The 26,510-nt window shown below is 71.5% G+C and carries 25 protein-coding genes; 11 read left to right on the top strand and 14 right to left on the bottom strand.

Annotated features, from left to right (window positions below; translation table 11 throughout):
• Positions 1–16 precede the first annotated feature (16 nt).
• Positions 17–1,519, bottom strand: a complete 1,503-nt coding sequence (locus LNK82_RS38035; RefSeq protein WP_230571699.1) for an MFS transporter — start codon at positions 1,517–1,519, stop codon at positions 17–19.
• 375 nt (positions 1,520–1,894) lie between these two features.
• Here LNK82_RS38035 and LNK82_RS38030 point away from each other — a divergent pair, with 375 nt between their 5' ends.
• From LNK82_RS38030 to LNK82_RS37990, 9 genes are all read left to right on the top strand, one after another.
• Positions 1,895–2,329, top strand: coding sequence for a nuclear transport factor 2 family protein (locus LNK82_RS38030; protein ID WP_230571698.1), 435 nt, complete (start codon positions 1,895–1,897; stop codon positions 2,327–2,329).
• Positions 2,330–2,357: 28 nt separating this feature from the next.
• Positions 2,358–3,185, top strand: coding sequence for a type 1 glutamine amidotransferase domain-containing protein (locus LNK82_RS38025; protein ID WP_230571697.1), 828 nt, complete (start codon positions 2,358–2,360; stop codon positions 3,183–3,185).
• 72 nt (positions 3,186–3,257) lie between these two features.
• Positions 3,258–4,868, top strand: a complete 1,611-nt coding sequence (locus LNK82_RS38020; protein ID WP_230571696.1) for a thiamine pyrophosphate-binding protein — start codon at positions 3,258–3,260, stop codon at positions 4,866–4,868.
• Positions 4,865–5,530 (top strand): hypothetical protein, encoded by a 666-nt coding sequence (locus LNK82_RS38015; protein ID WP_230571695.1) that lies wholly within the window; start codon positions 4,865–4,867, stop codon positions 5,528–5,530. Before LNK82_RS38020 ends, LNK82_RS38015 begins: the two co-directional genes overlap by 4 nt.
• A 248-nt stretch (positions 5,531–5,778) precedes the next feature.
• The gene (locus LNK82_RS38010; RefSeq protein ID WP_230571694.1) at positions 5,779–6,387 is read left to right on the top strand and encodes a DJ-1/PfpI family protein; all 609 of its coding nucleotides are present in this window, start codon (positions 5,779–5,781) and stop codon (positions 6,385–6,387) included.
• Positions 6,384–8,213, top strand: coding sequence for an AGE family epimerase/isomerase (locus LNK82_RS38005; protein WP_230571693.1), 1,830 nt, complete (start codon positions 6,384–6,386; stop codon positions 8,211–8,213). Before LNK82_RS38010 ends, LNK82_RS38005 begins: the two co-directional genes overlap by 4 nt.
• A complete protein-coding gene (locus LNK82_RS38000; RefSeq protein WP_230571692.1) occupies positions 8,210–10,276 on the top strand; it encodes a glycogen debranching protein in 2,067 nt (688 codons plus the stop codon). Before LNK82_RS38005 ends, LNK82_RS38000 begins: the two co-directional genes overlap by 4 nt.
• Positions 10,276–10,584, top strand: coding sequence for an STAS domain-containing protein (locus LNK82_RS37995; RefSeq protein ID WP_230571691.1), 309 nt, complete (start codon positions 10,276–10,278; stop codon positions 10,582–10,584). Before LNK82_RS38000 ends, LNK82_RS37995 begins: the two co-directional genes overlap by 1 nt.
• 77 nt (positions 10,585–10,661) lie before the next feature.
• On the top strand, positions 10,662–11,852 hold the full coding sequence (locus LNK82_RS37990; RefSeq protein WP_230571690.1) for an IS701 family transposase: 1,191 nt from the start codon (positions 10,662–10,664) through the stop codon (positions 11,850–11,852).
• Positions 11,853–11,914: 62 nt separating this feature from the next.
• Here the strand turns inward: LNK82_RS37990 and LNK82_RS48010 are convergent, their stop codons facing one another.
• The 6 genes from LNK82_RS48010 to LNK82_RS37960 all read right to left on the bottom strand — a co-directional run bounded on the left by LNK82_RS48010 (position 11,915) and on the right by LNK82_RS37960 (position 15,976).
• Positions 11,915–12,388: a YcxB family protein gene (locus LNK82_RS48010; RefSeq protein WP_230571689.1), complete on the bottom strand. Its 474-nt coding sequence runs from the start codon at positions 12,386–12,388 to the stop codon at positions 11,915–11,917.
• A gap of 41 nt (positions 12,389–12,429) precedes the next feature.
• Positions 12,430–12,933 carry a methylated-DNA--[protein]-cysteine S-methyltransferase gene (locus LNK82_RS37980; RefSeq protein WP_372470752.1) on the bottom strand — a complete coding sequence of 168 codons (504 nt, stop codon included), beginning with the start codon at positions 12,931–12,933 and terminating at the stop codon, positions 12,430–12,432.
• Between the two features lie 32 nt (positions 12,934–12,965).
• A complete protein-coding gene (locus LNK82_RS37975) occupies positions 12,966–13,793 on the bottom strand; it encodes an isocitrate lyase/PEP mutase family protein (RefSeq protein ID WP_230571687.1) in 828 nt (275 codons plus the stop codon).
• Between the two features lie 117 nt (positions 13,794–13,910).
• Positions 13,911–14,165: a helix-turn-helix domain-containing protein gene (locus LNK82_RS37970; RefSeq protein ID WP_230571686.1), complete on the bottom strand. Its 255-nt coding sequence runs from the start codon at positions 14,163–14,165 to the stop codon at positions 13,911–13,913.
• Positions 14,165–14,644, bottom strand: coding sequence for a DUF2975 domain-containing protein (locus LNK82_RS37965; RefSeq protein WP_230571685.1), 480 nt, complete (start codon positions 14,642–14,644; stop codon positions 14,165–14,167). The genes LNK82_RS37970 and LNK82_RS37965 overlap by 1 nt, the downstream gene beginning before the upstream one ends.
• A gap of 96 nt (positions 14,645–14,740) precedes the next feature.
• Positions 14,741–15,976 carry a cyclase family protein gene (locus tag LNK82_RS37960; protein ID WP_230571684.1) on the bottom strand — a complete coding sequence of 412 codons (1,236 nt, stop codon included), beginning with the start codon at positions 15,974–15,976 and terminating at the stop codon, positions 14,741–14,743.
• Positions 15,977–16,129: 153 nt separating this feature from the next.
• Here LNK82_RS37960 and LNK82_RS37955 point away from each other — a divergent pair, with 153 nt between their 5' ends.
• Entirely contained in the window at positions 16,130–17,545 is a 1,416-nt protein-coding gene (locus LNK82_RS37955) for a phosphatase PAP2 family protein (RefSeq protein ID WP_230571683.1), read from the top strand.
• Between the two features lie 18 nt (positions 17,546–17,563).
• Here the strand turns inward: LNK82_RS37955 and LNK82_RS37950 are convergent, their stop codons facing one another.
• Entirely contained in the window at positions 17,564–18,469 is a 906-nt protein-coding gene (locus LNK82_RS37950) for a serine hydrolase (RefSeq protein WP_230571682.1), read from the bottom strand.
• Positions 18,470–18,810: 341 nt separating this feature from the next.
• Between LNK82_RS37950 and LNK82_RS37945 the strand changes: the two genes are divergently transcribed.
• Positions 18,811–20,193: a glycoside hydrolase family 6 protein gene (locus tag LNK82_RS37945; protein WP_308257431.1), complete on the top strand. Its 1,383-nt coding sequence runs from the start codon at positions 18,811–18,813 to the stop codon at positions 20,191–20,193.
• A 118-nt stretch (positions 20,194–20,311) separates the two neighbouring features.
• On the opposite strand, the gene LNK82_RS37940 is transcribed toward LNK82_RS37945, so the two are convergent.
• The 6 genes from LNK82_RS37940 to LNK82_RS37915 all read right to left on the bottom strand — a co-directional run bounded on the left by LNK82_RS37940 (position 20,312) and on the right by LNK82_RS37915 (position 26,448).
• Entirely contained in the window at positions 20,312–20,962 is a 651-nt protein-coding gene (locus LNK82_RS37940) for a hypothetical protein (RefSeq protein ID WP_230571681.1), read from the bottom strand.
• A gap of 6 nt (positions 20,963–20,968) precedes the next feature.
• Positions 20,969–21,298 carry a hypothetical protein gene (locus LNK82_RS37935; protein ID WP_230571680.1) on the bottom strand — a complete coding sequence of 110 codons (330 nt, stop codon included), beginning with the start codon at positions 21,296–21,298 and terminating at the stop codon, positions 20,969–20,971.
• Positions 21,299–21,332: 34 nt separating this feature from the next.
• Positions 21,333–23,630 carry a glycoside hydrolase domain-containing protein gene (locus LNK82_RS37930; RefSeq protein ID WP_230571679.1) on the bottom strand — a complete coding sequence of 766 codons (2,298 nt, stop codon included), beginning with the start codon at positions 23,628–23,630 and terminating at the stop codon, positions 21,333–21,335.
• Positions 23,631–23,934: 304 nt separating this feature from the next.
• A complete protein-coding gene (locus LNK82_RS37925; protein WP_230571678.1) occupies positions 23,935–24,531 on the bottom strand; it encodes an SGNH/GDSL hydrolase family protein in 597 nt (198 codons plus the stop codon).
• A 40-nt stretch (positions 24,532–24,571) separates the two neighbouring features.
• Positions 24,572–24,964: a bacteriophage spanin2 family protein gene (locus tag LNK82_RS37920; RefSeq protein ID WP_230571677.1), complete on the bottom strand. Its 393-nt coding sequence runs from the start codon at positions 24,962–24,964 to the stop codon at positions 24,572–24,574.
• 281 nt (positions 24,965–25,245) lie between these two features.
• Entirely contained in the window at positions 25,246–26,448 is a 1,203-nt protein-coding gene (locus LNK82_RS37915; protein WP_230571676.1) for a DUF6236 family protein, read from the bottom strand.
• Between the last annotated feature and the right edge of the window lie 62 nt (positions 26,449–26,510).

Here is a 26,510-nt window from a genome sequence, read left to right as displayed (position 1 = left end):
CGTCATCGCGGCCCGGTCAGGCGGCCGTGCGCTTGCGGGTCAGCGTCACGCCGATCACCGACGCGACCACCGACACCACCACGGCCACGATCAGCGCGTAGCGGAAGCCCGCCACCAGCGACGCCGGGTCCGCCTGCTCCAGCGGCGTGCCCTCGGCGAGCAGCCCGCCGGTGACGCCGACCGCGATCGCGGCGAACGCCGCCGCGCCGAGCGCCGCGCCCAGCTGCTGCGAGGTGTTGAGCAGGCCGCCGGCGAGGCCCTGCTGGTGGTCCGGCACACCGGACGTCGCCGAGATGCTGACGATCACGACCGCGGACACGTGGCCGAACCCGATCACCGCCATGCCGACGAGGATCCACCAGATCGCGCCCGTGGCGGGCAGGATCGCCAGGGCCACGGTGCCGACCGCCTGCATCAGCAGACCTCCGACGAGCGTGGCCGTGCTGCCCAGCTTCCCGGACACCTTGCCCGCCGCCATGCCCGCGACCACCGCGGTCGCGCCGAGCACGGCGAACGTCAACCCCGTCTGCAACGGCGTGAAGCCCTCCACGCCCTGCAGGTAGAGGGTGAGGATGTAGGCGATGCCCACGAACGAGCCGATCAGCAGCACGTTGATCAGGTTGGCGATCAGCAGCACGCGCTGCGCGACGACCTTGAGCGGGATCAACGGGTGCGGGCTGCGCTGTTCGATCACCAGGAACGCGGCGAACAGCACGATCGACACCACGAGCGAGACCAGCCAGCCGAGGCCGCCCTGGGTGATCGTGGACAGCGCGTACACCATGCTGATCACCGAACCGGTGATGGTGACCGCGCCCGGCACGTCGAGCTTGCGGTTGCTCTCCTGGCCGTGGCTCTCCCGGATGAGCTTGGGCGCCAGCAGCGCCGCGCCCAGGCCGATCGGCACGTTCACGAAGAACACCCACCGCCAGTTCAGCACGTCGGTGAGGATGCCTCCGAGCACCACGCCCGACACGAAGCCGAACGACAGCACCGCGCCGTAGACGCCCAGCGCGCGGTTGCGTTCCGGACCTTCCGGGAACGACGTGGTCAGCAGTGACAGCGCCGCCGGTGCGACCACCGCCGCCGCCAAACCTTGCGCACCGCGCAACAACACCAGCTGCACGTCGTCCTGCGCGATGCCCGCGACCAGCGAGACGAGCGCGAAGGCGACGAGGCCGATGATGAACAGGCGGCGTCGACCGTAGAGGTCGGAGATCCGGCCGCCGAGCATCAGGAATCCGCCGAAGGTGATGGCGTACGCGCTGATGACCCATTGCAGGCCGGAGGTGGTGAAGCCCAGCTCGGCCTGGATGACCGGCAGCGCCACGTTGGTGATGGAGAAGTCCAGGGCGATCATGAACTCGGCCAGGCACAACAACAGCAGGACGGCACCGGCATTCGGACGCCGGCCCGACGCGGTCGCCTCGGTCCTGTTCGTGCTGGTGGTGGTCGCCGCATCCGACGCGGCGGTGCCCGTGGGCGGCCCTGCAGCCGTCTGGTCGGCAATGTGAGACAAAGTCGGCTCCTTGATATCGCCGGCGTTACGCCGATGCGCCCACCCTGCTCATTCCGCAGCCGGGTAGCCAGACCAGGGTCTTTCCTAGTAGCAGGACTACCAGGCAGCGCGCGGCGGCGGTTCGCGCGAGGCGCCCCGGACCGCCGCGGGCTCATCACCAGCACATTGACGCCGAGCGCAAAAGCCGGCGTAACAGGGCTGTAAAACAAGGCCCCTTCCGCAATTCCGTCAAGTCCACCCAGTTGCACCGGCTGCCTTGCCCCGGACCACTCGCGAGGATTGACTCATGTCGTCAATCACGACACCAAAGATGTCACAGCGGGTGACGGTCGCCACGGTCCGTTCGCCACCGACACGGTCACAGGGGAGAAATCAGTGCCAGCAACCCTCGACAATGATCTGATCAGCCGGTTCGTCGGCGATTGGTACCGCGCGCTCGACGAGCACGGCACCGAGGACGAGGTACTCGGATATCTCGTCGACACCAACCTCGAGATGACCTTCCCGGAAGGCACGCTCAGGACCACCGAGGAATTCCTGGGTTGGTACCGGACGGTCGTCAACCGCTTTTTTGACGAAGTGCACGAAGTCACCTCGGTGACGTCGTCCATTCGCGGCGACGTGGCCGACGTGAAGGTGCGCGTGAATTGGCAGGCACGAATCTGGAACCCGCCGGCGGCGACCAGCCAGTGGCTGGGTTTCGACGCCGACCAGACGTGGCAGGTCGTGCGCGACGACGCGGGGCGCCTGCGCATCCGCTCGTACGTCGTGGACGCCCTGCACCCGATGCCCGGCTCCGCCGAGCTCTGAGCAACCCTCACACCCAGGGAGTAGAGAAGTGACCCGACGAGTTCTCGTGGTGCTGTCCGAGTACGGCTACTGGGGGGAGGAGCTGGTCGGTCCGCTGGAGGCGTTCGACGCCCGCGGCTACCAGGTCACCTTCGTCACCCCCACCGGCAAGCGCGCCCACGCGCTGCCGCCGAGCATGGACCCCGACTACATCGACCCGCCGCTCGGCCGCACGGTGACCACGCCGGAGATGGCCCGCGCGGTCCGCGCGCTGGACGAGTCCGACCGGCTGGACAACCCGCTCAGCCTGGCCGACCTCATCCCCGAGCGGCCCTACCACAGCTCGATCAACTTCCTGCGCGAGCTGGAGGCCTACCACCGCAACCTGCAGCCCGCGGTGGACGACCTGGTCGCGGCCTACGACGCGCTGGTGCTCGTCGGCGGCTCCGGCCCGCTGGTCGACATGGTCAACAACGAGCGCCTGCACGAGGTGACCCTCGGCTTCTTCGCCGCGGACAAGCCGATCCTGGCCGAGTGCTACGGCGTCACCGTGCTGGCCTTCGCCCGCGACTGGGAGTCCCGCCAGAGCATCATCTACGGCAAGCACGTCACGGGCCACCCCAAGGAGTACGACTACAAGGACGGCACCGGCTTCCTCGGCGTCGACTTCAACATGGGCCCGCCCCCGTTCCCGCTGGAGTACATCCTGCGCGACGCGACCGGCGCCTTCGGCGGCTTCCACGGCAACGTCGGCAAGGAGCTGTCGGTGATCGTGGACTACCCGTTCGTCACCGCGCGGTCCACTCCGGACTCCGCGCTGTCCGGCGAGCTGCTGGTGCGCACGCTGGAGAACGGCCTGCGCCGCTACGGCTGGTAAGGCGTCACGGGCGGGCGCGGCGCCGGTCCGCGCCGCGTCCGCCACCACACTGGGGAAGGTGGATCGAAGCACATGACCAAACGACCGGGACGGGTCGCGATCTTCGAGCAGTTCGCGGCCGACGGTATCACGCACATGTTCGGCAACCCGGGCACCGTCGAGCAGGGTCTGCTCGACGCCATGGGGCAGACCGAGATGTCCTACGTGCTGGCGTTGCAGGAGAGCGTGGCCGTGGCGATGGCCGACGGGTACGCCCGCGCCTCGCAGCGGCCGGGCCTGGTGCAGCTGCACACGGGCGTCGGCCTCGGCAACGCCGTCGGCATGCTGTACCAGGCGAAGCGGGGAGGCTCGCCGCTGGTCGTGATCGCGGGCGACGCCGGCGTGCGCTACGACGCGATGGACGCGCAGATGGCCGTCGACCTGGTGGCCATGGCCGAGCCGGTGACGAAGTACGCGACCCGGGTCACCGACCCGGACTCCGTGCTGCGGGTGCTGCGCCGGGCGGTGAAGATCGCCATGACGCCGCCGCGCGGTCCGGTGTTCGTGGCGCTGCCCGCCGACGTGCTCGACGCCGTCACCGAGGAACCCGCGCTGCCGACCGTGGTGCCGTCCACGCGCGTGCTGCCGGAGCCCGCGCTGGTGGCGCGGATGGCGTCGGTGCTGTCGGGCGGCAGGCGTCCGCTGGTGCTGATGGGCGACGGTGTCGCGACGAGCGGCGCGCAGCGCGAGCTGGCCACCGTGGCGCAGCTGCTGGGCGCGCGGGTGTACGGGGTGAACTCGTCGGAGGTCAACATCGACGCGGCCGACCCGTCGTACGCGGGCAACGTCGGCCACATGTTCGGCGCGGACAGCGCGCGGATCGTCGGTGACGCGGACCGCGTGCTCATCGTGGGCACGTACGTGTTCCCCGAGGTGTTCCCCTCGTTGAGCAACCCGTTCTCGCGGGACGCCCGGATCGTCCACATCGACCTGGACGCCTACGAGATCGCGAAGAACCACCCGGTGGAGATCGGTGTGGTGGCCGACCCGAAGCTCACGCTCGCGGCGCTGGCCGTGGAGCTGGGGCACCAGGGCGGGGAGATCTCCTCGCCGCCCGCGCGTCCGGCCACGCGTGCCGCGGCGCCCTCGGGTCCACCGAGCGTGCTGGAGCTGTTCACCGAGCGGTTGGCGCAGCAGGCGCCGAACGACCTCATCCTGTTCGACGAGGCGCTCACCGCGGGCGAGCCGCTGGGACGGCACCTGCCGGCGCGTGAGCCGGGCCGGTTCTTCCAGACCCGCGGTGGTTCGCTCGGGATCGGCATCCCCGGCGCGCTCGGCGCGAAGCTGGCGCGGCCCGACCAGCCGGTGATCGCGTTCACCGGCGACGGCGGCAGCATGTACACGATCCAGGCGCTGTGGACGGCCGCGCGGCACGACATCGACGCCAAGTTCGTGATCTGCAACAACGGCCGCTACCGGTTGCTGGACCACAACATCGACCAGTACTGGCGGGAGCAGGGCATCGAGCCGCACGAGCGGCCCGGCGCGTTCGACCTGACCAAGCCCGCCATCGGGTTCACGCAGCTGGCCGCGTCGCTCGGCGTGCCCGGGCGCCGGGTGAGCCGGCTGCGGGAGGTGGACGGCGCGGTGGCCGAGATGCTCAGCCACCGGGGGCCGTTCCTGATCGACCTGGTGATCGAGTGAGCGGGGCGGCCGACCGCGGCCGGTTGGAGCGGGCCGAGGTCGTGGCGCTGGTGCGCGAGTGGCACGGCGCGTTGGAGCGGCACGTCGACGTGGCGGAGCTGCGGGGCAGGCTCGTGCGGTCGGGGTTGCTGCTGCGGCTGCCCGGCGCAACGGTGCGGGACGGCGAGCAGTTCGAGTCGTGGTACCGGGAGCTGAGCGACTCGTGCTTCGACCAGCGGCGGGACGTGCTGTCGGTGGAGGTCGACCTGGTGTCGCCGCTGCACGCCGAGGTGACCGTGACGCTGAGGTGGGAGTCGCGGCGGTGGCAGCGGCCCGCGCCGCGCAGCCGGTGGACGGGCTGCCTGCTGACCGAGCAGTGGCTGGTGGTGCTCCAGGACGGCGAGCCGCGCATCCGCACCCTGGTGACGCGAGCCGCCCAACCGCTGCCGGGTTCACCACCTCCGCTCGGGGACGCCGCGACCTCTCCGACCAGCCGACCGCGACCGGTCGCGGAGATCACCGAACCGGCACCGCCGCTCGACCCGGCCACCGGAGCCGACCAGCCGCAACCGGTCGTGGCGGCGGCACCGCCGCCGGCGCGCATCACCGCCCAGCCGGCAGCCGCGGGGCGTCCCGGCGACGGCGACACCCGCGAGTCGCGCGGCGAGCTCGTCGCGAGCTGATCGCGACCTGATCCACTCCCCACCACCGGCGGCGCCGCGGCACTTCCGCGCGCGCCCGGTGTCACGCGGTGGGGGGGGGGGGCCCCCCCGCCCCCCCCCCCCCGGGGGGCCGGGGGGGGGGGGGGCCCGGGGCGCCCCGTCCGCGCGCCCCGGGGCACCGGGGGGGGGGGGGGGCCCCGCCCCCCCCCCCACCCACCGTGCCGCGACGAGGCGGCAGTCCACTTCGGACCACCCAGATGGAGAATCCCATGGACCTGAACGCTCCCGTCCTACCCGGTCCGCTCTCCGGGCTGCGCATCGGCATCCTCATGGAGAGCGACTTCGTCGAGACGGAGATCGACTACTACCGCCTGCGGTTCGCCGAGGCGGGCGCCGAGGTGAAGCTCTACACCCGCCTGTGGGGCAACGAGTCGCTGACCTTCACCGGCCGCGAGCTCGGCGGCGAGGTCGCGGTGGACGGCGACCTCGAAGCCCTCGACTACCACGAGCTGAACGCCCTGCACGCGCTGATCGTCCCGTCCGGCATGGTGTCGGACCGGCTCCGCTACAGCGAACGGCCCGGCGGCGTGGCGCCCGCGGTGCAGGTGATGCGCCGCGCGTTCCGCATCCCCCGGCTGCTGAAGGTGTTCTCCTGCCACGGCCTGTGGCTGATGTCCGCCGCGCCGGAGGTCATGGCCGGCCGCACGGTCACCTGCCACAACAACCTGGTCAGCGACGTGCGCAACATGGGCGCGGTGTACTCCGACACCGACGTGGCCGTCGACCGCGACCTGATCAGCACGCGCACCGTCGAGCACTGCCACCTGCTGGCCCGCACCGTCATCGAGCAGCTGTCCGCCAGGCTGGTGGCGGCGTGACCGCGGCACCCGAACGCACCTACTCCGACCTCTACGGCGGCTACGTCGTCGAGTCCTCGGGCGACCGGCTGGTGCTGGACACGTTCGGCGGCGACCGCGAGGTCGTGCACCGCACGTCGGAGACCGCGGCCCAGCTGGTGCGCAACCTCGGCGAGCCCTACCAGGACGTCAACGGCCGGCTGGACGAGATGCTGAAGCCGGGCGCGATGGTGTTCAGCTTCGGCCCCGTCTACCCCGGCCCGCGCCGCCAGCAGGCGGAGCGGATCTGGCTCGTCGCCGACGACGCCGGCCGCCCGGTGTTCGACCGGCCCGACTGGTGGGTCGACCAGCTCCGCTCGCTGGCGCGGTTCTACCGCCGCGCGCAGTTCGGCACCGGCCCGGTCGACTTCGCCGACTACCGCACGGTGCTACGGCTGGGCGGCGACAAGACCGACTCGCACGTGCAGGAGACCGACACGATCTCCCGCCTGGTCTACGGCATGGCCACCGCGTACATGCTGACCGGCGACGAGGCGCACCTGGAGGTCGCCGAGCGCGGTTCGGAGTACCTGCGGGACAACCTGCGCTTCGTCGACGAGACCGACGTCGGCCGCCTGGTGTACTGGTACCACGGCCTGGAGGTCGACGGCGGCAGGCAGCGCAAGCTGTTCGCCTCCGAGTTCAGCGACGACGAGCTGACCATCCCGGCCTACGAGCAGATCTACGCGCTGGCAGGCCTCGTGCAGACCTACCGGCTCACCGGCACGCCCTGGCTGCGCGACGACATCGAGGCGACGATCCGGCTGTTCGAGCGGCACTACGCCGACCCGCGCCTGGGCGGCTACTTCTCGCACGTCGACCCGTTGACGCTCAGCCCGCACGCGGAGTCGTTGGGGCGCAACAGGTCCCGCAAGAACTGGAACTCCGTCGGCGACCACGCCCCGGCCTACCTGTTCAACCTGTACCTGGCCACCGGCGAGCAGCGCTACCTGCGGATGCTGGAGCACACGTTCGACATGATCGTGACCCACTTCCCCGACCGGGGCCCGGACGCGAGCCCGTTCGTGCGCGAGCGGTTCCACGCGGACTGGACGCCGGACAAGACGTGGGGCTGGCAGCAGGACCGCGCGGTGGTGGGCCACAACCTGAAGATCGCGTGGAACCTCACCCGGATGAACGCGTTGCGGCCCAAGAACGAGTACACGCGCACCGCCGCGCGGCTGGCCGCCACCATGCCGGGCGTCGGCCGCGACCCGCGGCGCGGCGGCTGGTACGACGTGCTGGAGCGGCAGGCCCGCGACGGGCGGCACGCGTTCGTCTGGCACGACCGCAAGGCGTGGTGGCAGCAGGAGCAGGCGATCCTGGCCTACCTGGTCCTGGCGGGCTCGACCGGCGACGCGGAGTACCTCAAGCACGCGGCCGAGGCGGAGGCGTTCTACAACGCGTTCTTCCTCGACCACGACGACGGCGCGGTGTACTTCTCGGTGCAGGCCGCCGGCGCGCCGTACCTCGCGGGCCTGGAGCGCCTCAAGGGCAACCACTCCATGAGCATGTACCACTCCGCGGAGCTGTGCTACCTCGCGACCGTCTACAACAGACTGCTGTGGCACGGCGAGCCGCTCGACCTGTGGTTCTCGCCGGACGCCGACGCGACGTACCCGGGCGGCCTGCTGCGGGTGGCCCCGGACGCGCTGCCGCGCGGCCGGGTGGTGCTGGACCGGGTGCTCGTGGACGGCAGCCCGTACCGGGACTTCGACGCGGAGCGGATGACGGTGAAGCTGCCGGAGGGCACGGCCAGGCGGACGGTCCAGGTGCGCCTGCGGCCCCTGGGGGAGGACGAACGGTGACCGTGACGGCGACGGGCCGCCTGGCCGGGCTGCGGCTCGCACCGGGCAGCCCCACCCCGTTCGGGGCGACCCCGACGGCGGACGGCGTGAACTTCGCGGTCGCCGCGGCGCGCGCGGACCGCATGTGGCTGGTGCTGATGGACCGCGACGACGGCTCGGTCCTCACCGAGCTGGAGCTCCCGCCGGAGCACCGGGTCGGCGAGGTGTTCACCGCGCACGTGGTCGGTTTGGCGCCGGGGGACGCGGACTACGGGTTCCGGGTCGAGCGCGACGGCGAGCGCGGTCCCGTGCTGCTCGACCCGGACGCCCGGCTGCTGGCCGGTTCCGGCGAGTGGGGACGGCGGCCGGCCTACCGGTCGCGCATCGCCACCCCGGACTTCGACTGGGGCGACGACCGGCCGCCGCGCGTGCCCACCGAGGACCTGGTGGTCTACGAGCTGCACGTGCGCGGCTTCACCCGGTCCGAAACGTCCGGTGTGGCCGCTCCCGGCACGTTCGCGGGCCTGGCCGAGAAGATCCCGTACCTGCGGTGGCTCGGGGTGAACTGCGTGGAGCTGATGCCGGTCTTCGAGTTCGACGAGACCGACAACGTCCACGTGCACCCGGAGACGGGCGTGCCGCTGCTCAACACGTGGGGTTACAGCCCGGTCGGCGTGTTCGCGCCCAAGGCGAACTACGCCTCCGGCGAACGCCCGGACGTGGAGCTGAAGGACCTGGTGAAGCGGCTGCACGCGGCGGGCATCGAGGTGATCCTGGACGTGGTCTTCAACCACACGTCCGAAGGGGACCACCGCGGACCCACGCTGTCGCTGCGCGGCCTGGACGAGTCGTCCTACTACCTGCTCGACGAGGCGGGCAGGCACCGCAACTTCAGCGGCGCGGGCAACACCCTCAACGCCAACCACCCGCTCGTGCGGGAGTGGGTCGTGCGCAGCCTGCGCCACTGGGTGCACGAGTACCACGTGGACGGCTTCCGCTTCGACCTCGCCTCGGTGCTCACGCGCGGGCGCGACGGCGCGCCGCTGGCCGACCCGCCGCTCGTGGCGGCGCTGGCCGCGGACCCCGTGCTGGCGGGCACGCGGCTGATCGCGGAGGCGTGGGACGCGGGCGGCCTCTACCAGGTCGGGGCCTTCCCGCACTACGGCCGATGGATGGAGTGGAACGGGCGGTACCGCGACGCGCTGCGGGCGTTCCTGGTGGGACGCGGGGGAACCGCCGGTCACGTCGCCACCCGACTCGTCGGATCGCCCGACCTCTACAGCGGGCGCGGCGCCACCGCGTCGGTCAACTTCGTGACCTGCCACGACGGGTTCACGCTCGCCGACTGGGCGTCCTACGACCACAAGCACAACCACCTCAACGGCGAGGACGGCCGCGACGGCGAGAACCACAACACCAGCTGGAACGGCGGAGTCGAGGGGCCTACCGACGACCCGGAGGTGCTCGGCACCAGGGCGCGGCAGGTGCGCAACGCGCTGTTGTTGCTGCTCACCAGCCGGGGTGTGCCGATGCTGCTGGCCGGCGACGAGTTCGGCCGCACGCAGGGCGGCAACAACAACGCCTACCCGCACGACGGTCCGTCGACCTGGGTCGACTGGTCGCTGGTCGACCGGAACCGGGACCTGGTCGAGTTCACCAGGGCCTGCCTGGAGTTCCGGCGGGCGCACCCGGTGCTGCGACGGGCCGAGCACCCGCACGGCGACTCCACACCGGACGGCGGCTACCCGCCGGTCAGTTGGCACGGCGAGCGCGCTTGGCAACCCGATTGGTCGGCTGACTCGCACCTGGTGATCGCCATGATCCACGATCCGAATCCGGGGGGCGCCGGATTGTCGGGGCGCTTGGATACTGTGGTCGTGGCCGCGAACGCCGGTACAGAGGACAAGGAAGTGGCTCTCCCCCAGCCACCCGTCGACAGCACGTGGCGCGTCTTCGCCAACACCGGATTCGTCCGGCCGCTCGACGCCGCGACGACGCTGCGCGACGGCCACGTCCTGCGCCTGCCCGCGCGGTCCACGGCCGTGCTGTGGGCGCACGCACCGTCCAACGAGGAGGGTTACTGATGAGCACGTCGGTCTACTCGGGGTCGAACGGCCGGTCCACCACGATCCACCTGGCAGGCGAAGTGGACGACGAGGCGCTGCCCCGTCTGCGGGACCTGCTCGACGAACTCGGCGGCGGGCAGGTGCGCCGCCTCGTGATCGAGATGCGCGAGGTGACCGGCCTGACGCCGGGCGCCGTCCGCGCCCTGGTCTACGCCCAGCAACGGCTGCCGGCGGGCGCCGAGGTCATCGTCGTCGGCGCGCGTCCGCCGGTGATGGCCGCGTTGGCGCTGGGCGGGTTGGGAGGTACCGCGACTCTGGCGAGCTAGTCATCGCCCGGAGCGCCGTGGCAGCACGGCGCCGGTGCGACGAAGGGTCAAGACAGAACCACTTGGGGGAGTTTCTGGTGGAGTTGCAGACGCATTTAGCTGGCGGTGCGCGTGCGTTCGCGCACCGGATGTTCCAGTCCATGCCGCGTGCTGACCAGCGCCGTTGGGCTGAGATCTACCTGTCCGGCCTCGTCAACGCGGTCGGGCGCAAGTCCATCAGCAAGATCGCCGAGCTGGCGGGCGGCGGATCGGCCGTCCAGTCGCTGCAGCAGTTCGTCAACCAGAGCCCGTGGGACTGGCAGCCGGTGCGCGAGGCGCTGGCGCTGTACCTCGTGGAGCGGTTGCCGGTGCGGGCTTGGTTGATCGGGTACGCGGTCATCCACAAACGCGGCGACCACTCGGTGGGGGTCGAGCGCCGGTTCGTGCGTGACGCGGGTCGCCTGGTCAACTGCCAACTGGGGTTGAGCCTGCAACTGGACGTCGAGGAGACCGCCGTGCCGGTCAACTGGCGGTTGCTGCTGTCGAGGCGGTGGACCGAGGACGCGGAGCGGCGTCGTCGCACGAGGATCCCGGAGCACGAGGCCGGCATCTGCGCGCGCGGGCACATGCTGGGGATGATCGACGAGATGATCGCCTTGCGCGTGCCCGCCGCGCCGGTGGTGTTCGACGCCGCGGACATGCCCGCGGCGGCACGATTGCTGGACGACCTGACCGATCGCGGACTGGGGTACGTGATCGGCGTCAAGGGCGACGAGCGCCTGCTGGCCGAACCGCACCTGCGCGCGGTGCCGGGGACCAGGCAGGCGGACCAGCGGGTCGGCCGGCGGGCGCTGAGCCCGTCGGAGTTCCTGCGGGGCTGGCGGGACCACCCGTCGTCCCACCGGGTCTGGCCGCAGTTGGCCGGGCACGGCGCGGGCCGCGTCCAGGTCCGCGCGACGTCGGCGCGGCTGGCCGACACCGAGAGGCGTCAGGGGTCGCCGGTGAGGCTGGTCGCCGAGCGCCCGATCGGCAGCACGGCGCCGACGAGGTACTGGATCACCAACCTGGTGGAGCGGCCGGTGCCGGAGCTGTTCGACCTGATCGCCCGGAAGGACCGGGCGGACGCCAACGCGGCGCGCGACCCGTACGGCCTGCACGACTTCGAGGGCCGCAGCTACCAGGGCTGGCACCACCACATGACGATGGTGTCGGTGGCGCACGCGTACGCCCTGCTGACGGGCGCACGCACGGACACCGATTACCTGACGTCGGAGAACGCCACGTCCTGACACCGGTCGGGGTGGGCCGCCGCAGCCGGCGGCGGGCCACCCCGACGGGGCCCGGCTCGACTTCAGGCGACCACGCGTCGGGCGAGGATGTCGGCGAACAGCACGCGCTGCTCCTCGGTCATCAGGTCCTTGTAGACCGGCAGGGCCTGGAGCTTGGTGATCACGAGGAACCACGCGTCGGGCTGTTCGTCGACGCGCTGGATCGTCGACCACGCCAGCCGCTGCTCGTAGGACTCCGCCTTCATGGCGAAGCCGCCTTCGTCCAGGGTCAGCTCGTAGTCCTGCCGGGCGGAGGGGTTCAGGGCGCGCAGGCTCTGCCGCACCATGAACGGCTCCAACCAGAAGGCGTACGCCAGGCCCAGGACGATCAACAGCACCGGGAACGGCCAGTCGCCGCCGGTGAGCCACATCAGTCCACCGGCCGGCACCATGATCATGCCCAGGACGCGCAACTTCTTGGTCTGCGGGCGCACCACGAACTTGAGCGAGCGACGCAGGCGCTGCTCGTCGTACGGGACGTGGACGGAGATCTGCACTCGAGGATGCTAGTCGAGTGGCGCCGCGGGTTTCCCCGCTTTCACCAGACGACGTCGCCGCGTTCGAAGCCCAGCAGCAGGCGCTTGCGCTCGATGCCGCCGCCGTAGCCGGTCAGGCCGCCGGTCGAGCCGACCACCCGGTGGCACGGCACGATGATGCTGACGGGGTTCTTGCCGTTGGCCAGCCCGACCGCGCGGAACGCGGTCGGCCGGCCGATCCGGGCCGCCAGCTCGCCGTACGACGTCGTCTCACCGTGCGGGATGTCCTTCAGCGCATCCCACACGGTCCGCTGGAACGGGGTGCCCGCCATCGACAGCGGCAGGTCGAACCGCGTCCGCCGGCCCGCGAAGTACTCCTCCAGCTGGGCGACCACCTCGCCGAACGGCGACGCGTCACGTGCGCCGAAGGTCTCCAGCGCCGGGCGGTGGCGGTGTTCGGGCAGGTAGAGGCCCGCGAGCACGCCGTCGCGCGCCACCAGCGTGAGCTCACCGACCGGGCTGTCGACCACCGCGTGCACGGTGACTGGCGTTGGCATGGGGCTCATTGTCCGACAGCCGAACCGGAGGCCGCTCGCGGTCAGCGCGTGAACACACCGTCGACCGCGCCGAAGTCGAGCGCGCCGTCGAGTTCGGTGTAGGTGCCCTTGGTCAGCGCCTCCTCGGTGGCGCGGTGCGCGAGGGAGTACGCGGCCTGCGCGACCGCCGTGCCGAGGCTGACGCGCCGCACGCCGACCGACTCGAACTCGGCCACGGTCGGCGCGCCGGGGCCCGCCATCACGTTGACCGGCAACGGCGACGCCGCGACCACCGCCGCCACCACGTCGAGGTCGACCAGTCCGGGCACGAACAGGCAGTCGGCGCCGGCCTCGGCGTACACCGCCGCACGGGCCAGCACGTCGTCCAGCCTGCCCTCGGGCTCGCCGACCTGGAACAGGTACACGTCGGTGCGGACGTTGACCACCAGCTCGGGCAACCCGGCCCGGGCCGCCGCCTCCCGCGCCGCGCGCAACCGGGCGGCCTGCTCCTCGGCGGTGAACAGCGGCACGCCGCGACCCCGGGAGTCCTCGATGTTCACCCCGACCGCGCCCGCGCCGACGATCGCCTCCACGGTCGCCGCGACGTCCTCGGGCGCGTGGCCGTAGCCGCCCTCGACGTCCGCGGTGACGGGCACGTCCACGGCGGCGGCGATCAGGCGCACCCGCTCGACCATCTCGTCCCGGGACAGTCCTTGCCCGTCGGGCCGGCCGGCCGCCCACGACACCCCGCCGCTGGAGGTGGCGACCGCCTTTGCCCCCGCGCGCGCGATCAGGGCGGCGCTGCCCGCGTCCCAGGCGTTCGGGAGCACCAGCACGCCGTCCGCGTGCAGGTCGCGCAGGAGGCTTGCCTTGGTCTTGTCGCCGTGCATGGAGAACTCACCTTCCGACGGTGGTGGGCGGCGGATCGTAACAGCGGCGGGCGGCGGTTCCCGACCGGTTTTCCACCCGCGCGGACGCGGCTCAGCCGAGCCGGCCGTGCACCTCGATCACCGGTCGCCCTCGTCCCCGGCCCGCGCGACGATGACGCCGTCCTCGTCGTCGTCGACCCACTCGAGCAGGTCGCCCGGCTGGCACTCCAGCACCCGGCACATGGCCTCCAGCGTGCTGAACCGCACCGCCTTCGCCCGGCCGTTCTTCAGCACCGCCACGTTCGACGGCGTGAGCCCGATCCGCTCGGCGAACTCCCCGACGCTCATCTTGCGCTTGGCCAGCTCGACGTCGATGCGCACGATGATCGCCATCAGATCACCTGTTCCATGTCGGACCGCAGCGTGGTGGCCTGCCGCAGCAACGCGCGCATCACCACCACCAGCAGCCCGATAACGGTGATGCCGATCGACACCAGGAACAACAGGATCACCACACCGGGGTCGTCCGCGTTGAAGCCGACGTAGAGGAAGAAGCACTGGAACACGACCCACGCGGCGGCGATCGCCCAGACGATCGCGTCCACCCACTTCAACGACGCCTCGCTGAAGATGCGGTCCTTCCGGACCAGGGTGAGCAACTTCCAGATGGACGCGATGACCACCTGGGCGCACAGCACCCAGAACACCGACACGGCGGTCAGCGGCCACCTCAGGTACGCCAGGTCCGGCGACTCCTCGGCCATGCTCCGGAACTGGCCCGGCAGCGACATGACCTGGAACAGCACCAGGACGCCGAACATCAACACGAGGAACACCCGGAGCGCGACTACCGCTCGATGCGTCGTAACCATGCATCGAGTTTCGCGCGCTACCTATCGAATGTCAATCGGTACCTATCGAATCACGTTGAGTCAGCACGCCGTCACGGATCGTCGGGCCGGTGACGATCACAGCCGACGCCGGGGGTGCCCCAGCGCGGCGGGTGGTGTGTTGCCCGCCGTGGCGCCCTCGGCGTACTGCGGTGTCACGATGAAGACGAACTCGTGCACGCGGTCGGCGGCGAGCCGGTCCAGGACGTAGGACTCGCCGATGCGGATGCCGTGGCGCATCAGCAGTTCCTGGTGCACGGGGAACGCCGTGCCGTCGTCGTTGACCGGGTTGCCCAGCACTTCCAGGGCCCACGTGTCGCTGCCGACGATCGCGGGCCGGGAGCGGGCCAGCCAACGCGCCTCGCGCAGGTAGATGCCGGGCAGCCCGCGTGCGCCCTCCCAGCGCGCGATGTCGGCCGGGTCGCGGCGGGCCAGCAGCTGGTTCCAGCCGGTGCGGAAGAGCACGACGTCACCGGGCTCCAGGTGGCGCACGCCGCCGAACTCCATGGCGTCGCGGATGTCCTCCAAGGTGATCCGGTAGTTCTCGCGCAGCAGCGGCCGGCCGTTGCTCGCGGGTTCGGCCAGGTCCTCGACGCGGTCGCGGGCGAGCTTCACCCCGAGCACGTCCAGCAGCACGCCCCGGGTGACCACCGGGCCCATGTGCTCGGCGCCGAGCCGCACGGTGCCGTGGCCGCGGGCGATGTCGGACCCGCGCAGGCCGTTGTAGAACAGGTCGGACGCGCCGATGTGGTTGAGGTTGTCGAGCTGGCTGCCGATCTGGTACGTCGCGGCGAGCGGTTTGGGGTGCCGGGGCGAGAACTCCGCCTCGAACCGCTCCTCGTGCAGGCTCAACCTGTTGCCGCCCAACGGTTCCAGCTGGACGAGGACACCGCCCTGCTCGGCGAAACCCGGTGGCGGCGGGTAACCCCGGATCGTGAGCCGCTGCTCGTACGTGCGGCGCGGGTCGGTGCTGAAGGCCGGGAAGCCGTTCCACAGCAGCTCGCCGAGGTTGTAGGTGGTGACCTCGCGGTGCGCGCGCAGCAGGCCGAGCGCGGCGGCGGTCTTGGCCGGGGTGACCTCGTTGAACGTGCCGCGCTGGTCGTCGGGCCCGTACCGGCTCGGCGCCCAGTCGGCCAGGTTCGCCGGGTCGGCGTAGTCGAACGGCGTGTCGTCGAGCCGGCCGGTCTCGGCGGGAGTGGCTGCGGCGGGAGCGCCCACCAGGCCGGCGGCACCGGCCGCACCGGCCAGCTTGAGCACGTCACGGCGTCCGAAGCGGTGCTCGGCGAGGTAGTTGCGCAGCAGGTCCGGGTTCACTCGGCGCTCCTTCGGCGGTGGGCAACCCCTCAGCCCTATCGAACGCACGGGTGGACCGCAACGGGCGTCACCTCTCTGCGTGAACGATCCCGTGCGGCCGGCACCTTGCTCCGAGGATTGCCCGTTGATCCATTTGGGCACACCACTTCGGTGATGACGACACGTGAGGCGCGGCAGGTGGTGGTCGTCGAGCGGTTCGCGGTGCGGAGCGCGGCGTCGTGGGTGGCGGCTGCCGCGGCCGGTGTCGCGTTCGCGGTGGTCATGGTGTCCGTGTGGGCGGAGTGGGCGCCCGTGCGCGAGGTCGACCAGGCGATCTCGGACGGGCTCACGCGGTGGGTCGGCGGGTCGGGAGGTCTCGTCGCGGCGATGGCCGGGCTCACGCGGCTCGGTGACACGGCGACGCTCACCGGGGTCACCGCGCTGGCGGCGGCTTGGCTGCTCCTGCGCCGACGGCCGTGGGTGGCGGCGCACGTGGTCGTCACGGCGCTCGGTGGCGGGTTGCTGGGGGTGGTGGTGAAGGACCTGGTCGAGCGGCTGCGCCCGCTGGTGGACGTCGAACTGGCCACCGCTCCGGGCTGGAGCTTCCCCAGCGGTCACACGCTGGGCGCCACCGTGACGTACGGCGTGCTGCTGCTGGTGTTCGCGTCCGTCGGGCGGGCCCGTCGCGTGCTGGCCCCGCTGGTGGTCGCGGTCGTGCTGGTGGTCGGCTTCACGAGGGTCGCGCTCGGCGTGCACTTCGCCACCGACGTGCTCGGCGGGTGGCTGCTCGGCCTGGTGTGGCTGGCCCTGACCACCGAGGTGTTCCGCCGGTGGCGGCGTGACGAAGGGTTGCCGGACGTGCCGCTGGCCCGTGGTTTGGCGCCGGAAGCGGCGGACGACCTCCGGCCCGTCTCCGGACGCCGGGTCCGGGTGCCGCCCGACGTCCGGCTCGTGGCGGCCCGGCTGCTGGTCGCGTGGGGCCTGCTGCTCGGCGCGTTGTCCGCCCTCGGCTCGTGGCTGACCGCCGCCGGGCCGGACGTGCCGACCGCGTGGGACCGGGCCGTCGTCGAGTGGATCGCCGAGCGCCGCGTCCCCGGCTGGAACGCGGTGATGGACGACGTCGAGACCTTCAGCGGCACGTGGCCGGTGATCGGGGCCGCGGTGGTCGTCTGCGTGCTCGCGTTGGCCAGGACGCGCTCCTGGCGGCCCGTGCTGCTGGTCTCGCTGGGGATGCTGGGCGAGGTCACGCTGTTCCTGATCACCACCGCGATCGTCGACCGCGCCCGGCCGGCGGCCAAGCTCCCCGACGACCTGCCGCCCACGTCGAGCTTCCCGTCCGGTCACGTCGCCGCGTCGTTGGTCCTCGGCACGACGGTGGCCGTCCTGGTCCTGCGCGGCACGCGGAAGTGGTGGCGGTGGGCGGTGGTGGCGGTGGCCCTGGCGATACCGGTGGTGGTCGCCGCGCAACGCCTCTACACGGGCGTCCACTACCCCACCGACGTGCTCGGCAGCCTCCTGCTGGCCCTGCCCTGGGTCACCGCGGTGGCCCTGTCCACGGTCGCGACGCCTGCGCCGGGTCCGACTCGGTAGCGGGACCCGCGTGCGCGGTCAGGACGTGGCGAACAGCGGGGTGAGGGCGGCGACCAGGTCGGTGACCAGCGCGGCGGCCCTCGGGTACCCGGTGGCGCTGTCGTGCCCGGTCAGCACGGCGACGACGTAACGGCGGTCGACCACACCGGTGGTGTTGAGCACCCGCAGGCCGTCGTAGCAGCACGCCCAGCCCTGCTTCACGCCCCACTGGTGCGCGCCGACCGCGTCGGGGATGCCGAAGGTCTGGTCGAAACCGTCCGCACCGGTCGGCGTCGCGCCCTCCAGCGCGGGCACGATCACCCCGGCGTGCCGCGATCGCAGCACGTACCGGTAGACGGCGACGACGTCGCGCGCGGTCATCCGGGTGTCGCCCCACTGGTTCGGGTCGGCCGGCGGCGACAGGCCCGGCAGCCCGATCTCCTCCGCCCAGCGGCGCGGGATCGACGTGCGCCACAGGCGGTTGGCGATGTCGTCGTCGCTGGTGGCGATCATCCGGGCCACGTCACGGGCCGGCGCCGCGCCGCGGTCCAGCGCGTCGAGCGCGATCAGCAGCTTCACCACGGACGCCGTCGGGAACGGCTGGTCGGGGCGTTCGGCGAACAGCTCCGCGCCCGTGCGCAGGTCGTGCACCAGGACACCGCGACGCACCGACGGCGTGAGCTCGGCCAAGCTCACCGGCTCCGGCTCCGGCTCCGGCATGGGCTCTGGCTCCGGGATCGGCGTGGGCTCGGGGGTCGGCTCGACCCACGCCGTCACCTCGGGCGAGGTCACGGTCGTGCCCGGCACGCCGACCGTGACCGCCACCGACAACACCTCGGCTCCGGCCCGCGGCGAGACGTCCTCGCCCTGGGCCAGACCGGTGACGACCATCGCCGCCACCGCACCGACGCACAACGCCACCAACCCGCCCTGCGCTCTGTCCACACCCCTTGAACGCCGGTGGCGCGGCGAAATGTTGACCGGAAGTCGAGGCAACCTCACAGTCGCTCGCGCGTCCTGCGCGCGACCGGGCCGGGTCGCGACCGACTGCGCCGGAACACGACGATCCCGTCATTCGAAACCATTCGAAGTCGAATGCGGTCGAATAGCGGAGAAGGCGCACACACCGCTCACACTTCCGAGCGATCTGGAATAACCGAAAACAAATCCATTGAACGTTAAAGCTCTTCACCGCACGTCACTTCCCTGCTAGCGTCCGATTTCTGGAAGCGTTCCCATAAATCCCGCCGCCACCTGTTTGCGATCATCCGACCAGGGAGCCGAAGATGCCACTGAAGTCATCACCAGGCCTGACCGGCAGGCGGCGGGCACGTCGCGGGTTCGCGGCGGCGGCGGCGTTCGCGTTCGCCGCGGCCATGGCGCTCGGGACGGGCCCGGCGTCCGCCGACGTGACCGCCGCGGCGCGCGTGGACAACCCGTACGCCGGCGCGTCGGTGTACGTGAACCCGGACTGGTCCGCGAAGGCGCGGGCCGACGGCGGGTCGGCCATCGCCAACCAGCCGACGTTCGTCTGGATGGACCGGATCGCCGCGATCAACGGCACCACCGGCGCCCGCGGCCTGCGCGCCCACCTGGACAACGCCCTGAGCCAGGCGGCCGGGCGCACGATGGTGGTGCAGTTCGTCATCTACAACCTGCCCGGCCGCGACTGCGCCGCGCTCGCGTCCAACGGCGAGCTGGGTCCGGACGACCTGCCGCGCTACAAGTCCGAGTACATCGACCCGATCGCCGCGATCATGGGCGAGTCGAAGTACGCGAACCTGCGCATCGTGACGATCATCGAGATCGACTCGCTGCCCAACCTGGTGACGAACGTCGGCAGCCGCCCGACCGCCACCGCCATGTGCGACCGGATGCTGCAGAACGGCAACTACGTCAACGGCGTCGGGTACGCGCTGGCGAAGCTCGGCGCGATCGGCAACGTCTACAACTACATCGACGCCGCCCACCACGGCTGGATCGGGTGGGACGACAACTTCGGCACCTCCGCGACGCTGTTCGCCCAAGCCGCCCGCGCGTCGGGCAGCACGGTGAACAACGTGACCGGTTTCATCGCGAACACGGCCAACTACGGCGTGCTGAAAGAAGACCACTTCACGATCAACGACACCGTGAACGGCACTTCCGTGCGCCAGTCGAAGTGGGTGGACTGGAACCGCTACGTGGATGAACTGTCGTTCGCCCAGGCGTTCCGCACGCAATTGATCAGCGCCGGATTCCCGTCGAACATCGGCATGCTGATCGACACCTCGCGCAACGGCTGGGGCGGTTCCCAGCGCCCGACCGCGAAGGGTCCGACGACGAGCGTGGACGCGTACGTCAACGGCGGTCGGTACGACCGGCGCATCCACCTCGGCAACTGGTGCAACCAGTCCGGCGCGGGCATCGGCGAGCGGCCGAAGGCGAGCCCGGCCGCCGGCATCGACGCCTACGTGTGGGCCAAGCCGCCGGGCGAGTCCGACGGCGCGAGCCGGGAGATCCCGAACAACGAGGGCAAGGGCTTCGACCGGATGTGCGACCCCACGTACACCGGCAACGCCCGCAACGGCAACAACATGTCCGGCGCGCTCGCCAACGCCCCGCTGTCGGGCCACTGGTTCTCCGCCCAGTTCCGCCAACTGATCGCCAACGCCCACCCGCGGCTCTGAGCCGACGCGACGGGGGTTCCGGGGCCATCCCGGAACCCCCGTCCGCCTGAACGGTTGGTCACGCCCCAGCCTCGGCCGACCAGTCGCGTCGAGGTGAGTCCGCGGGGTGGGTGGTCCGTCAGCCCGTGGCGATCTGCCGTTCCGCCAACCGCTCCGCCGCCTGACGACGTCCCGGCGTGAAGGGGTCGGCGGGCGCGCCGCGGTCGGGTGCGGCCGTCCAGCCGCCGATCTTCCCCGCGACCCGGGCCAGCGCCGGGTCGTCGGGCTTCACGTCGACCCGGAAGTGGCCCTCCTTCGGGGTCTTCCGCGAATCACCGCCCCAGCGGACCACGCCCTCGCACTCGGCGAGGACGTCCCGGACGATCGCCACCTCGTGCGGGAACAAGCCGCCGGTCGCACCTGCCGGGTAGCTCGCGGGCCGGATGGCGATGGCGGTCCCGGAGCGGTAGTCCGCGGCGAACGGCGTGCCGGCCGGCGGTTCGGCGTAGCCGGTGATGTCGTCGGCCCCCAGCGTGCCCACCTCGTAGTGGAACCGCCGGGCGACGTGCAGCAGCACGACGGCGGACGGCCCGGACAGCAGCGTCACGGACGCGTTGGAGCCCTCGACCGGGTACGTGGCGAGGTCGTCCGGGCGGGCAAAGGGGTTGGCGGGCGGGGCGGCGGAGGCCGCGGGCGGCACGGCCAGGCCGACCGAAGCGGCGACCGCGAGGCTGCCGGTGACGGCGAGGAACCGGCGACGCCCGAGCCGGTTCACGTCGGGTTCGTTCATGGTGGCTCACTGCTCCTCGGGGAATCTGCGGGATCGGGGGTTTCGGCGGGCGGCGACGGCCAGGCACGCGAACAGCGCAGCCGCGACGAGCAGCACGACCACCGTCGGGTTGACGTAGGCGGGCACCAGGTCCTGGTAGGCGTTGCACCTGCGGGACAGCGGGAAGTAGGTCACCTGCCCGTGGGCCGGGTCCCACCCGCCGTGCTCCAGGTCGCACGTCTCCCGGACGTCCGGCGTGTACAGGTGGATCGCACCCCAGGCGTACACCAGGAACGCCGCGAGCGGCGCGCACGACGCGGCGACCGCCCAGCGCCGCGCCGTTCCCGGTACTCCCACGGATCCCTCCCCGCACGCCGCGCGGGGCGTGCCGTCAGCTGCGCGACAACCTCTCGATCGCCTCCGCATAGCCTTGCAGGAACGGCTCCAGCTTGGCCGCGGGCAGCTGCGCGGGCAGCAGGCAGACGCCGCCGGTCCGGCGGATCGCCGCTTCGGTGAGCGCGGCGAGCTGCGCGTCGGCCGTGCTGCCGCCCAGCGCGTTCCAGGCGGCGTCGCGGACGCCCGCCACCGTGCCCCCGTGGCGGTTGGCGTAGAACTGCCGGAACCTGGTCCGGTGACCGTCGGTCAGGTGGGCCCGGATCGCCTGGTCGATCCGGGCGCCGTTGCGCAGCGCGCTGCCGATCAGGTAGCCGTCGACGTCCTCGACGAGGTCGTTGAGCGGGAACGACGACAGCACGTTGATCTTGGCGAGGCGGTCGGCGCAGAACGCGTACCCCGAGGCGTACTCCTCGCCGTGCGAGCGCCACTCGCCGTAGAACGTGGCCAGGTCGCCCGCCCAGCCGCCGAAGTCGCCGCGCCCGCCGTTCCCCTTGAGGTACACCGCGTTGGCGGTGGCGCCGAAGTGGTCGACATCGACCGTGATGCCGAGCGATGGGTCTACATAGGACTCGACCCGGGCCGGGGCGTGCGTCCGCGCGTGGTCGATCCACGCCTGGTCGACGTCGCCGATCAAGGTCTGCCAGCCGGACCAGGCGCCGTTGTACGTGGGGTGGCGCAGGTACTCCATGACGCGCCGGTTCGCGTCGCCGCCGTAGGCCACCGCGGTCGCGTAGAGGCCGTCGATGTACCGCAGGTAGGCGTCCACGGGTGAATCGCTGCCGCCGACGTTCTCCCGGCCGACGCCCGGGTCGTTGCCCCGGCGGACGTCGCGGTCGAGCGCGAAGACGTCGCCGCCCGCGTCGAAGTCGAACTCCTTGATCTGGTTGAACGACCAGTTCGCGGGCAGCGGGAAGCCCAGGTTGCCGGAGAAGCCCCACGACATGCCGGAGACGAACGAGTACCGCGCGAACGCCTGGTCGCTGACCTGCGCGCACACGTTGCGCGAACCGTAGACACCGGCGACGTACCGCTTGCCGCGCGTGCCCAGACCGGCCTGGATGCCCTGGAAGTAGGGGATGACGTGGCTCGCGATCTGCTCGCCCGTGGCGTCGTAGTCGACCGCGAAGTAGATCACCGTGCCCCGGTTGAAGCCGTAGCCGACGGCCCGGTCGTGCGCGCGCAGCGCGTGGTCGTAGCCGTTGGACCAGGTGAAGTCGTCGACCGTGTCGGCGGCGTACTGCGAGATGGGGAACACGCGCAGGCCGCCGGCGAAGATGGCGTCGAGCTCGCCGGGCTGGATCTCCTTGTCCAGCGTGCTCCACGGGTCTTCGTCAAGGTAGCGGCCGACCACCTCGTAGCCCGCCGCCTTCAGCGCCCGCGCGCGGGCGACGCTGATGTGGAACCGGGTGTCGCTCGCGGCGGCGGGCCGGTCCGGGTCGCCGGTCGACACCAGCAGCTGCGCCCACGTGGCGTAGTCGCCGATACCGGTGCGGGTGAGGACGGAGAAGTCCTGGAACCTGGTCACGAAGTCGCTCAGCGCCGCGTCCCAGGCGGAGGTGAACGCGGCGAACACACCGCCCACACCGCCGTTGAACACGCAGGCGGCGCTGAACAGCCGCACCCAGGCCGCCGGTGAACCGGGCCGCGCGGTGTTGTTGCGCAGGCCGTTCTGGGTGCCCGGTCCGAAGTGGCCGGTGGCCTGGTCCTCCGGGATGCCGATCTGGTACTGGATGGCCCGCATCAGGGCGACCTGCACGTCCCGCGTGTAGTGGCCGTCGCACGGGATGACGAAGAACGTCGACTTGGTGAGGTAGGTGGCGTTGAGCCAGCGCTGGACCTCCCGCACCGCGACCCGACCACCGGACAGCAGCACGTAGGCGTCCATGTTGAGGATCGCCTTGAAGATCTTCGGCGAGATGTGGCCGTCGGAGGTGAACCCGATGTTGCTCTTGAGGTCGCGCACCGCCTCGTACAGGTCGTTGTCGAAGACGCCGTTCGACGTGTCGCCCGCCGAATAGCCCTTGCAGAACAGACCGTACTTCGCGATTCGCACGATGTTCGCATAGGGATAATCGGGGCCGACGTTGCCCCGCTCGGCGAGTTTGGCCAACGTGGTCGGGCCGAACGCGTCGGAAAGGGCCGTGATGCCGAGTTCGTGCTGGAGCGCGCGGGTCAGGGAGAACATGACCGCCCAGCCGGTCACGCCGGTTTCCGCGCAGCGCTCGTAGCCGGGCACCGAGCCGTAGGTGGAGTTCACCCAGCGTTGGGCTTCGAGCACCTTCGGATCAGCCATCGTCCGTCTCCCCCGGGATCGTTCGGTCCGCCACCCGCTGTCCGGGCACGACTTCGCTCCCGCCGGCGGGACGACGGACGCCGGCAACCCGATCGACTTCACCTTTTCCGACCCCGGAAAGCATTCGAAAATCGGTTGCCCGAAATATCGGACAGCACCACACCGAACACTGAGGGAATCAGCAGGAGCACCAAATCGGAATCACGTCACCGGCCCCATCGCACCGCCCCCTCGGCAGCGAAAACGACGCTATCCACGCCCCCGAAGAAGTGTCAACGATCGGATCGGATCCTTCACATCTCCCTCACTTCTTGCCCGCCGCCGCCAGCACGGACGGCGCGAGCGCGTCGGCGATGAGCGCGTAACCGGCGGGCGAGGGGTGGAAGCGGTCCGCGGAGAACAGGGTCGGGTCGGTGGCGAACCGGTCGAAGAGGTCGGGCCCGGCCGCCGCCACCACACCGCCGGCGCGGACCACCGCGTCGGCCTGCACGCGTGCGTACAGACTGCTGGCCTGCGACACGAAAGCCCGGTAGGCGGGCGGCACGTGCGAGACGACACCGAGGTCCGGCGCCGTCGCCACCACCACCTGCCCGCCCGCGCGGCGCAGGCCGAGCACGGCGTCGTGCAGCAACCCCGCGCCCACCGCCGGGGGCGTGAACGACGTGAGGTCGTTCGCCCCGATCACGACCAGCGCGACGTCGACCCCGGTCCGCACCGCCGCGCGCACCTGCGCGTCCAGCCCGGAGGACCGCGCGCCGGACACCGCGTGCACGCCGAGGTCGACGCGGTGCCCCGCCGAGCGGAGCACCGCCGCCAACCGCTCGCCCAACGTCTCCTCGGGCCGGCTGCACCCGACGCCGGCGGCCAGCGAGTCACCCAGGACGCGGAACCGGCAGCTCACCACTGCCGGCCCCCGGACCCGCCCCCGTGCTCCCGCGCGGTCACGTGCACGCGGCGGTGAGGTCGGCGACCTTGGTGGCCTTGTCCTCCAGCCACGCGGCCGGCTGGAGGATCAGGTCGTCCAGCGTCACCGCGCGCAGCGTCGTGGCCATGGCGGTGATGGCCTCGTTGACCGTCGTGTCGGCGGCGTTCGCGGCCAACGCGCTCAGGTTGTCCGCCGCGGAGTGCGCCTGCTCGACGGCCTGCTCCGGGCTGGTGGTGTCGAAGGCGGTGGTGGCCTGCGCCAACGCCTCCGTGCACACCTGGACCGTGGACGCGGTGTCGGCGACGGCCCCGGCTGCCTGCGAGGCTTCCTGGAGCGTGCCGCAGGCGGTCAGCGCGGTGACGGCGGCGATCGTGGTGACGGCGGCGGCTAGACGGGCAGTGGCGCGCATGGCGTTCTCCTCCGGCTCAGATCCCGAACCAGAGGTCTCCCCGACCGCCGACCGCGGCGGCGCCGTGACCGGACCGCTGCGGAGCGGCCGTAATGACGATCACGGGCAGAGTGGGTACTCCCCTCTGCCACCAGGATGCCGGTCCGACCTCGCGGTGGTCAAAGTGACACAGGTTACGTCACCGTTCGGCGACGGCGGGCAACCCGTCAGCGCGACGGTCAACCGCCCCGCTGGGGGATCGGCGTCGGGCCGTCGAACCTCACGACCCGGATCCGGCAGGGTCAGGACATCGCCCGGTACACCCTGTGGGCGAGCTCGGACGTGGACAACTCCTCGCCGACGTGGAACAGGTAGCCCACGGGCGACTCGCGGATCACCCTGTCCCGCCGTTGTCGCGGCGCCTCCACCACGTGTGCGGAGAGCGCCCCCGTCGGGTGCGACCGAGACGTCGGACCCACTGCGTCGATCGGCGCCTTCACCGCCACCAGCGCGGTCGAGGGCTCCAACCCCAGCTCCAGCAACCGGTCGCGCAGGTCGTCCAGCCGGTCGCGCACCGTCCGCTCCACCTCGTGCTCGAGGTGGGCGCGGTAGACGTCGACGTCACGGATGTCCCCGAGCCGCGTGAGCCCCTCGACCTGCTCGGTGACGTACTGGCGGAAGGCGTTGAGCTCACGCCGGTACCGCTCCCGCACCTCCATGATCTTCTCGAACGGCACCGCGTCCAGGTTCGCCGGCACGACCGCCTCGAACGCCGCGATCACGAACCGGCCGACGGGGTCACGGGGCGGCGCGGTGTGCCGCTCCCCCAGCAACACCTCGGCGAGCCGGTCGACGGACCACCCCGCCGAGGCCGCGTACGGGAGCACCTGATCCGTGACGGGGTGCAGGTGCTCCTTGGCCGCGACCTCCTCCGCCATCGCGCACATGTAGACGCTCGCCAGTTCGGCGTGCACACCGAGCCACTCGCCGTCGACGTCGTGCGCCACGTCCCCCAGGCCGGCGTCGACGATGGCGTCCACCAAGCGGTAGGACATCTTGCTGACGTGCACGTAGCCGAGCCGCGGGTCCATGCGGAACCTCCGCGGCGCGCCGGGCCGGGCGAAGAACCACCGTCGATCGCCGTCGGTCAACCCGTAGCGCTGCCGCAGCCTCGCGGCGTTGGCCACCGTCAGTCGCAGGAACGACTCGCTCACCGGTGACGCCGCCCGGTCCGGCGCCACGTCGATCAGCCACTCGTCGAGCAGGGGCGCGGCCTCCGGCGAGTCCCCGGCCGGGTACCCGATCGGCTTCAGCCTGGCCATCTTCCACCAGTACAGCGCCGCGTACTTGAGCCACCTGTCGTCGCGGATGTGGATGTACGGGTAGTACAGCGCGATCGGCTCCAGCCGCGGGCCGGCGTTCCCGTGCAGGTGCACGCCGCCCTGCACGACACCGGCCTGGACGACCGGGCCGTGCACGGTGCCGGAGACCTCGTTGCCGCTCACGCCCCGCAGTCTGGAGTGCCCCTCACCGCGGCCGTGCGCGTTCGGCGTGGCTACACCCGAAC

It is taken from the genome of Saccharothrix luteola (assembly GCF_020859565.1).
Classification (GTDB): domain Bacteria; phylum Actinomycetota; class Actinomycetes; order Mycobacteriales; family Pseudonocardiaceae; genus Actinosynnema; species Actinosynnema luteola.
The sequence above is the reverse complement of the archived record's forward strand: the minus strand, read 5'-3'. Positions and strand labels throughout refer to the sequence as shown.

What these genes read in the sequence shown, in the direction of transcription:
- LNK82_RS38020 (WP_230571696.1), top strand. Translation starts at nt 3,258, where the DNA reads ATGACCAAACGACCGGGACGGGTCGCGATCTTCGAGCAGTTCGCGGCC.
- LNK82_RS37930 (WP_230571679.1), bottom strand. Translation starts at nt 23,630, where the DNA reads ATGGCTGATCCGAAGGTGCTCGAAGCCCAACGCTGGGTGAACTCCACC.
- LNK82_RS37955 (WP_230571683.1), top strand. Translation starts at nt 16,130, where the DNA reads ATGACGACACGTGAGGCGCGGCAGGTGGTGGTCGTCGAGCGGTTCGCG.
- LNK82_RS37995 (WP_230571691.1), top strand. Translation starts at nt 10,276, where the DNA reads ATGAGCACGTCGGTCTACTCGGGGTCGAACGGCCGGTCCACCACGATC.
- LNK82_RS38010 (WP_230571694.1), top strand. Translation starts at nt 5,779, where the DNA reads ATGGACCTGAACGCTCCCGTCCTACCCGGTCCGCTCTCCGGGCTGCGC.
- LNK82_RS37975 (WP_230571687.1), bottom strand. Translation starts at nt 13,793, where the DNA reads ATGCACGGCGACAAGACCAAGGCAAGCCTCCTGCGCGACCTGCACGCG.
- LNK82_RS37980 (WP_372470752.1), bottom strand. Translation starts at nt 12,933, where the DNA reads ATGAGCCCCATGCCAACGCCAGTCACCGTGCACGCGGTGGTCGACAGC.
- LNK82_RS37940 (WP_230571681.1), bottom strand. Translation starts at nt 20,962, where the DNA reads ATGAACGAACCCGACGTGAACCGGCTCGGGCGTCGCCGGTTCCTCGCC.
- LNK82_RS37970 (WP_230571686.1), bottom strand. Translation starts at nt 14,165, where the DNA reads ATGGCGATCATCGTGCGCATCGACGTCGAGCTGGCCAAGCGCAAGATG.
- LNK82_RS37945 (WP_308257431.1), top strand. Translation starts at nt 18,811, where the DNA reads ATGCCACTGAAGTCATCACCAGGCCTGACCGGCAGGCGGCGGGCACGT.
- LNK82_RS37965 (WP_230571685.1), bottom strand. Translation starts at nt 14,644, where the DNA reads ATGGTTACGACGCATCGAGCGGTAGTCGCGCTCCGGGTGTTCCTCGTG.
- LNK82_RS37920 (WP_230571677.1), bottom strand. Translation starts at nt 24,964, where the DNA reads ATGCGCGCCACTGCCCGTCTAGCCGCCGCCGTCACCACGATCGCCGCC.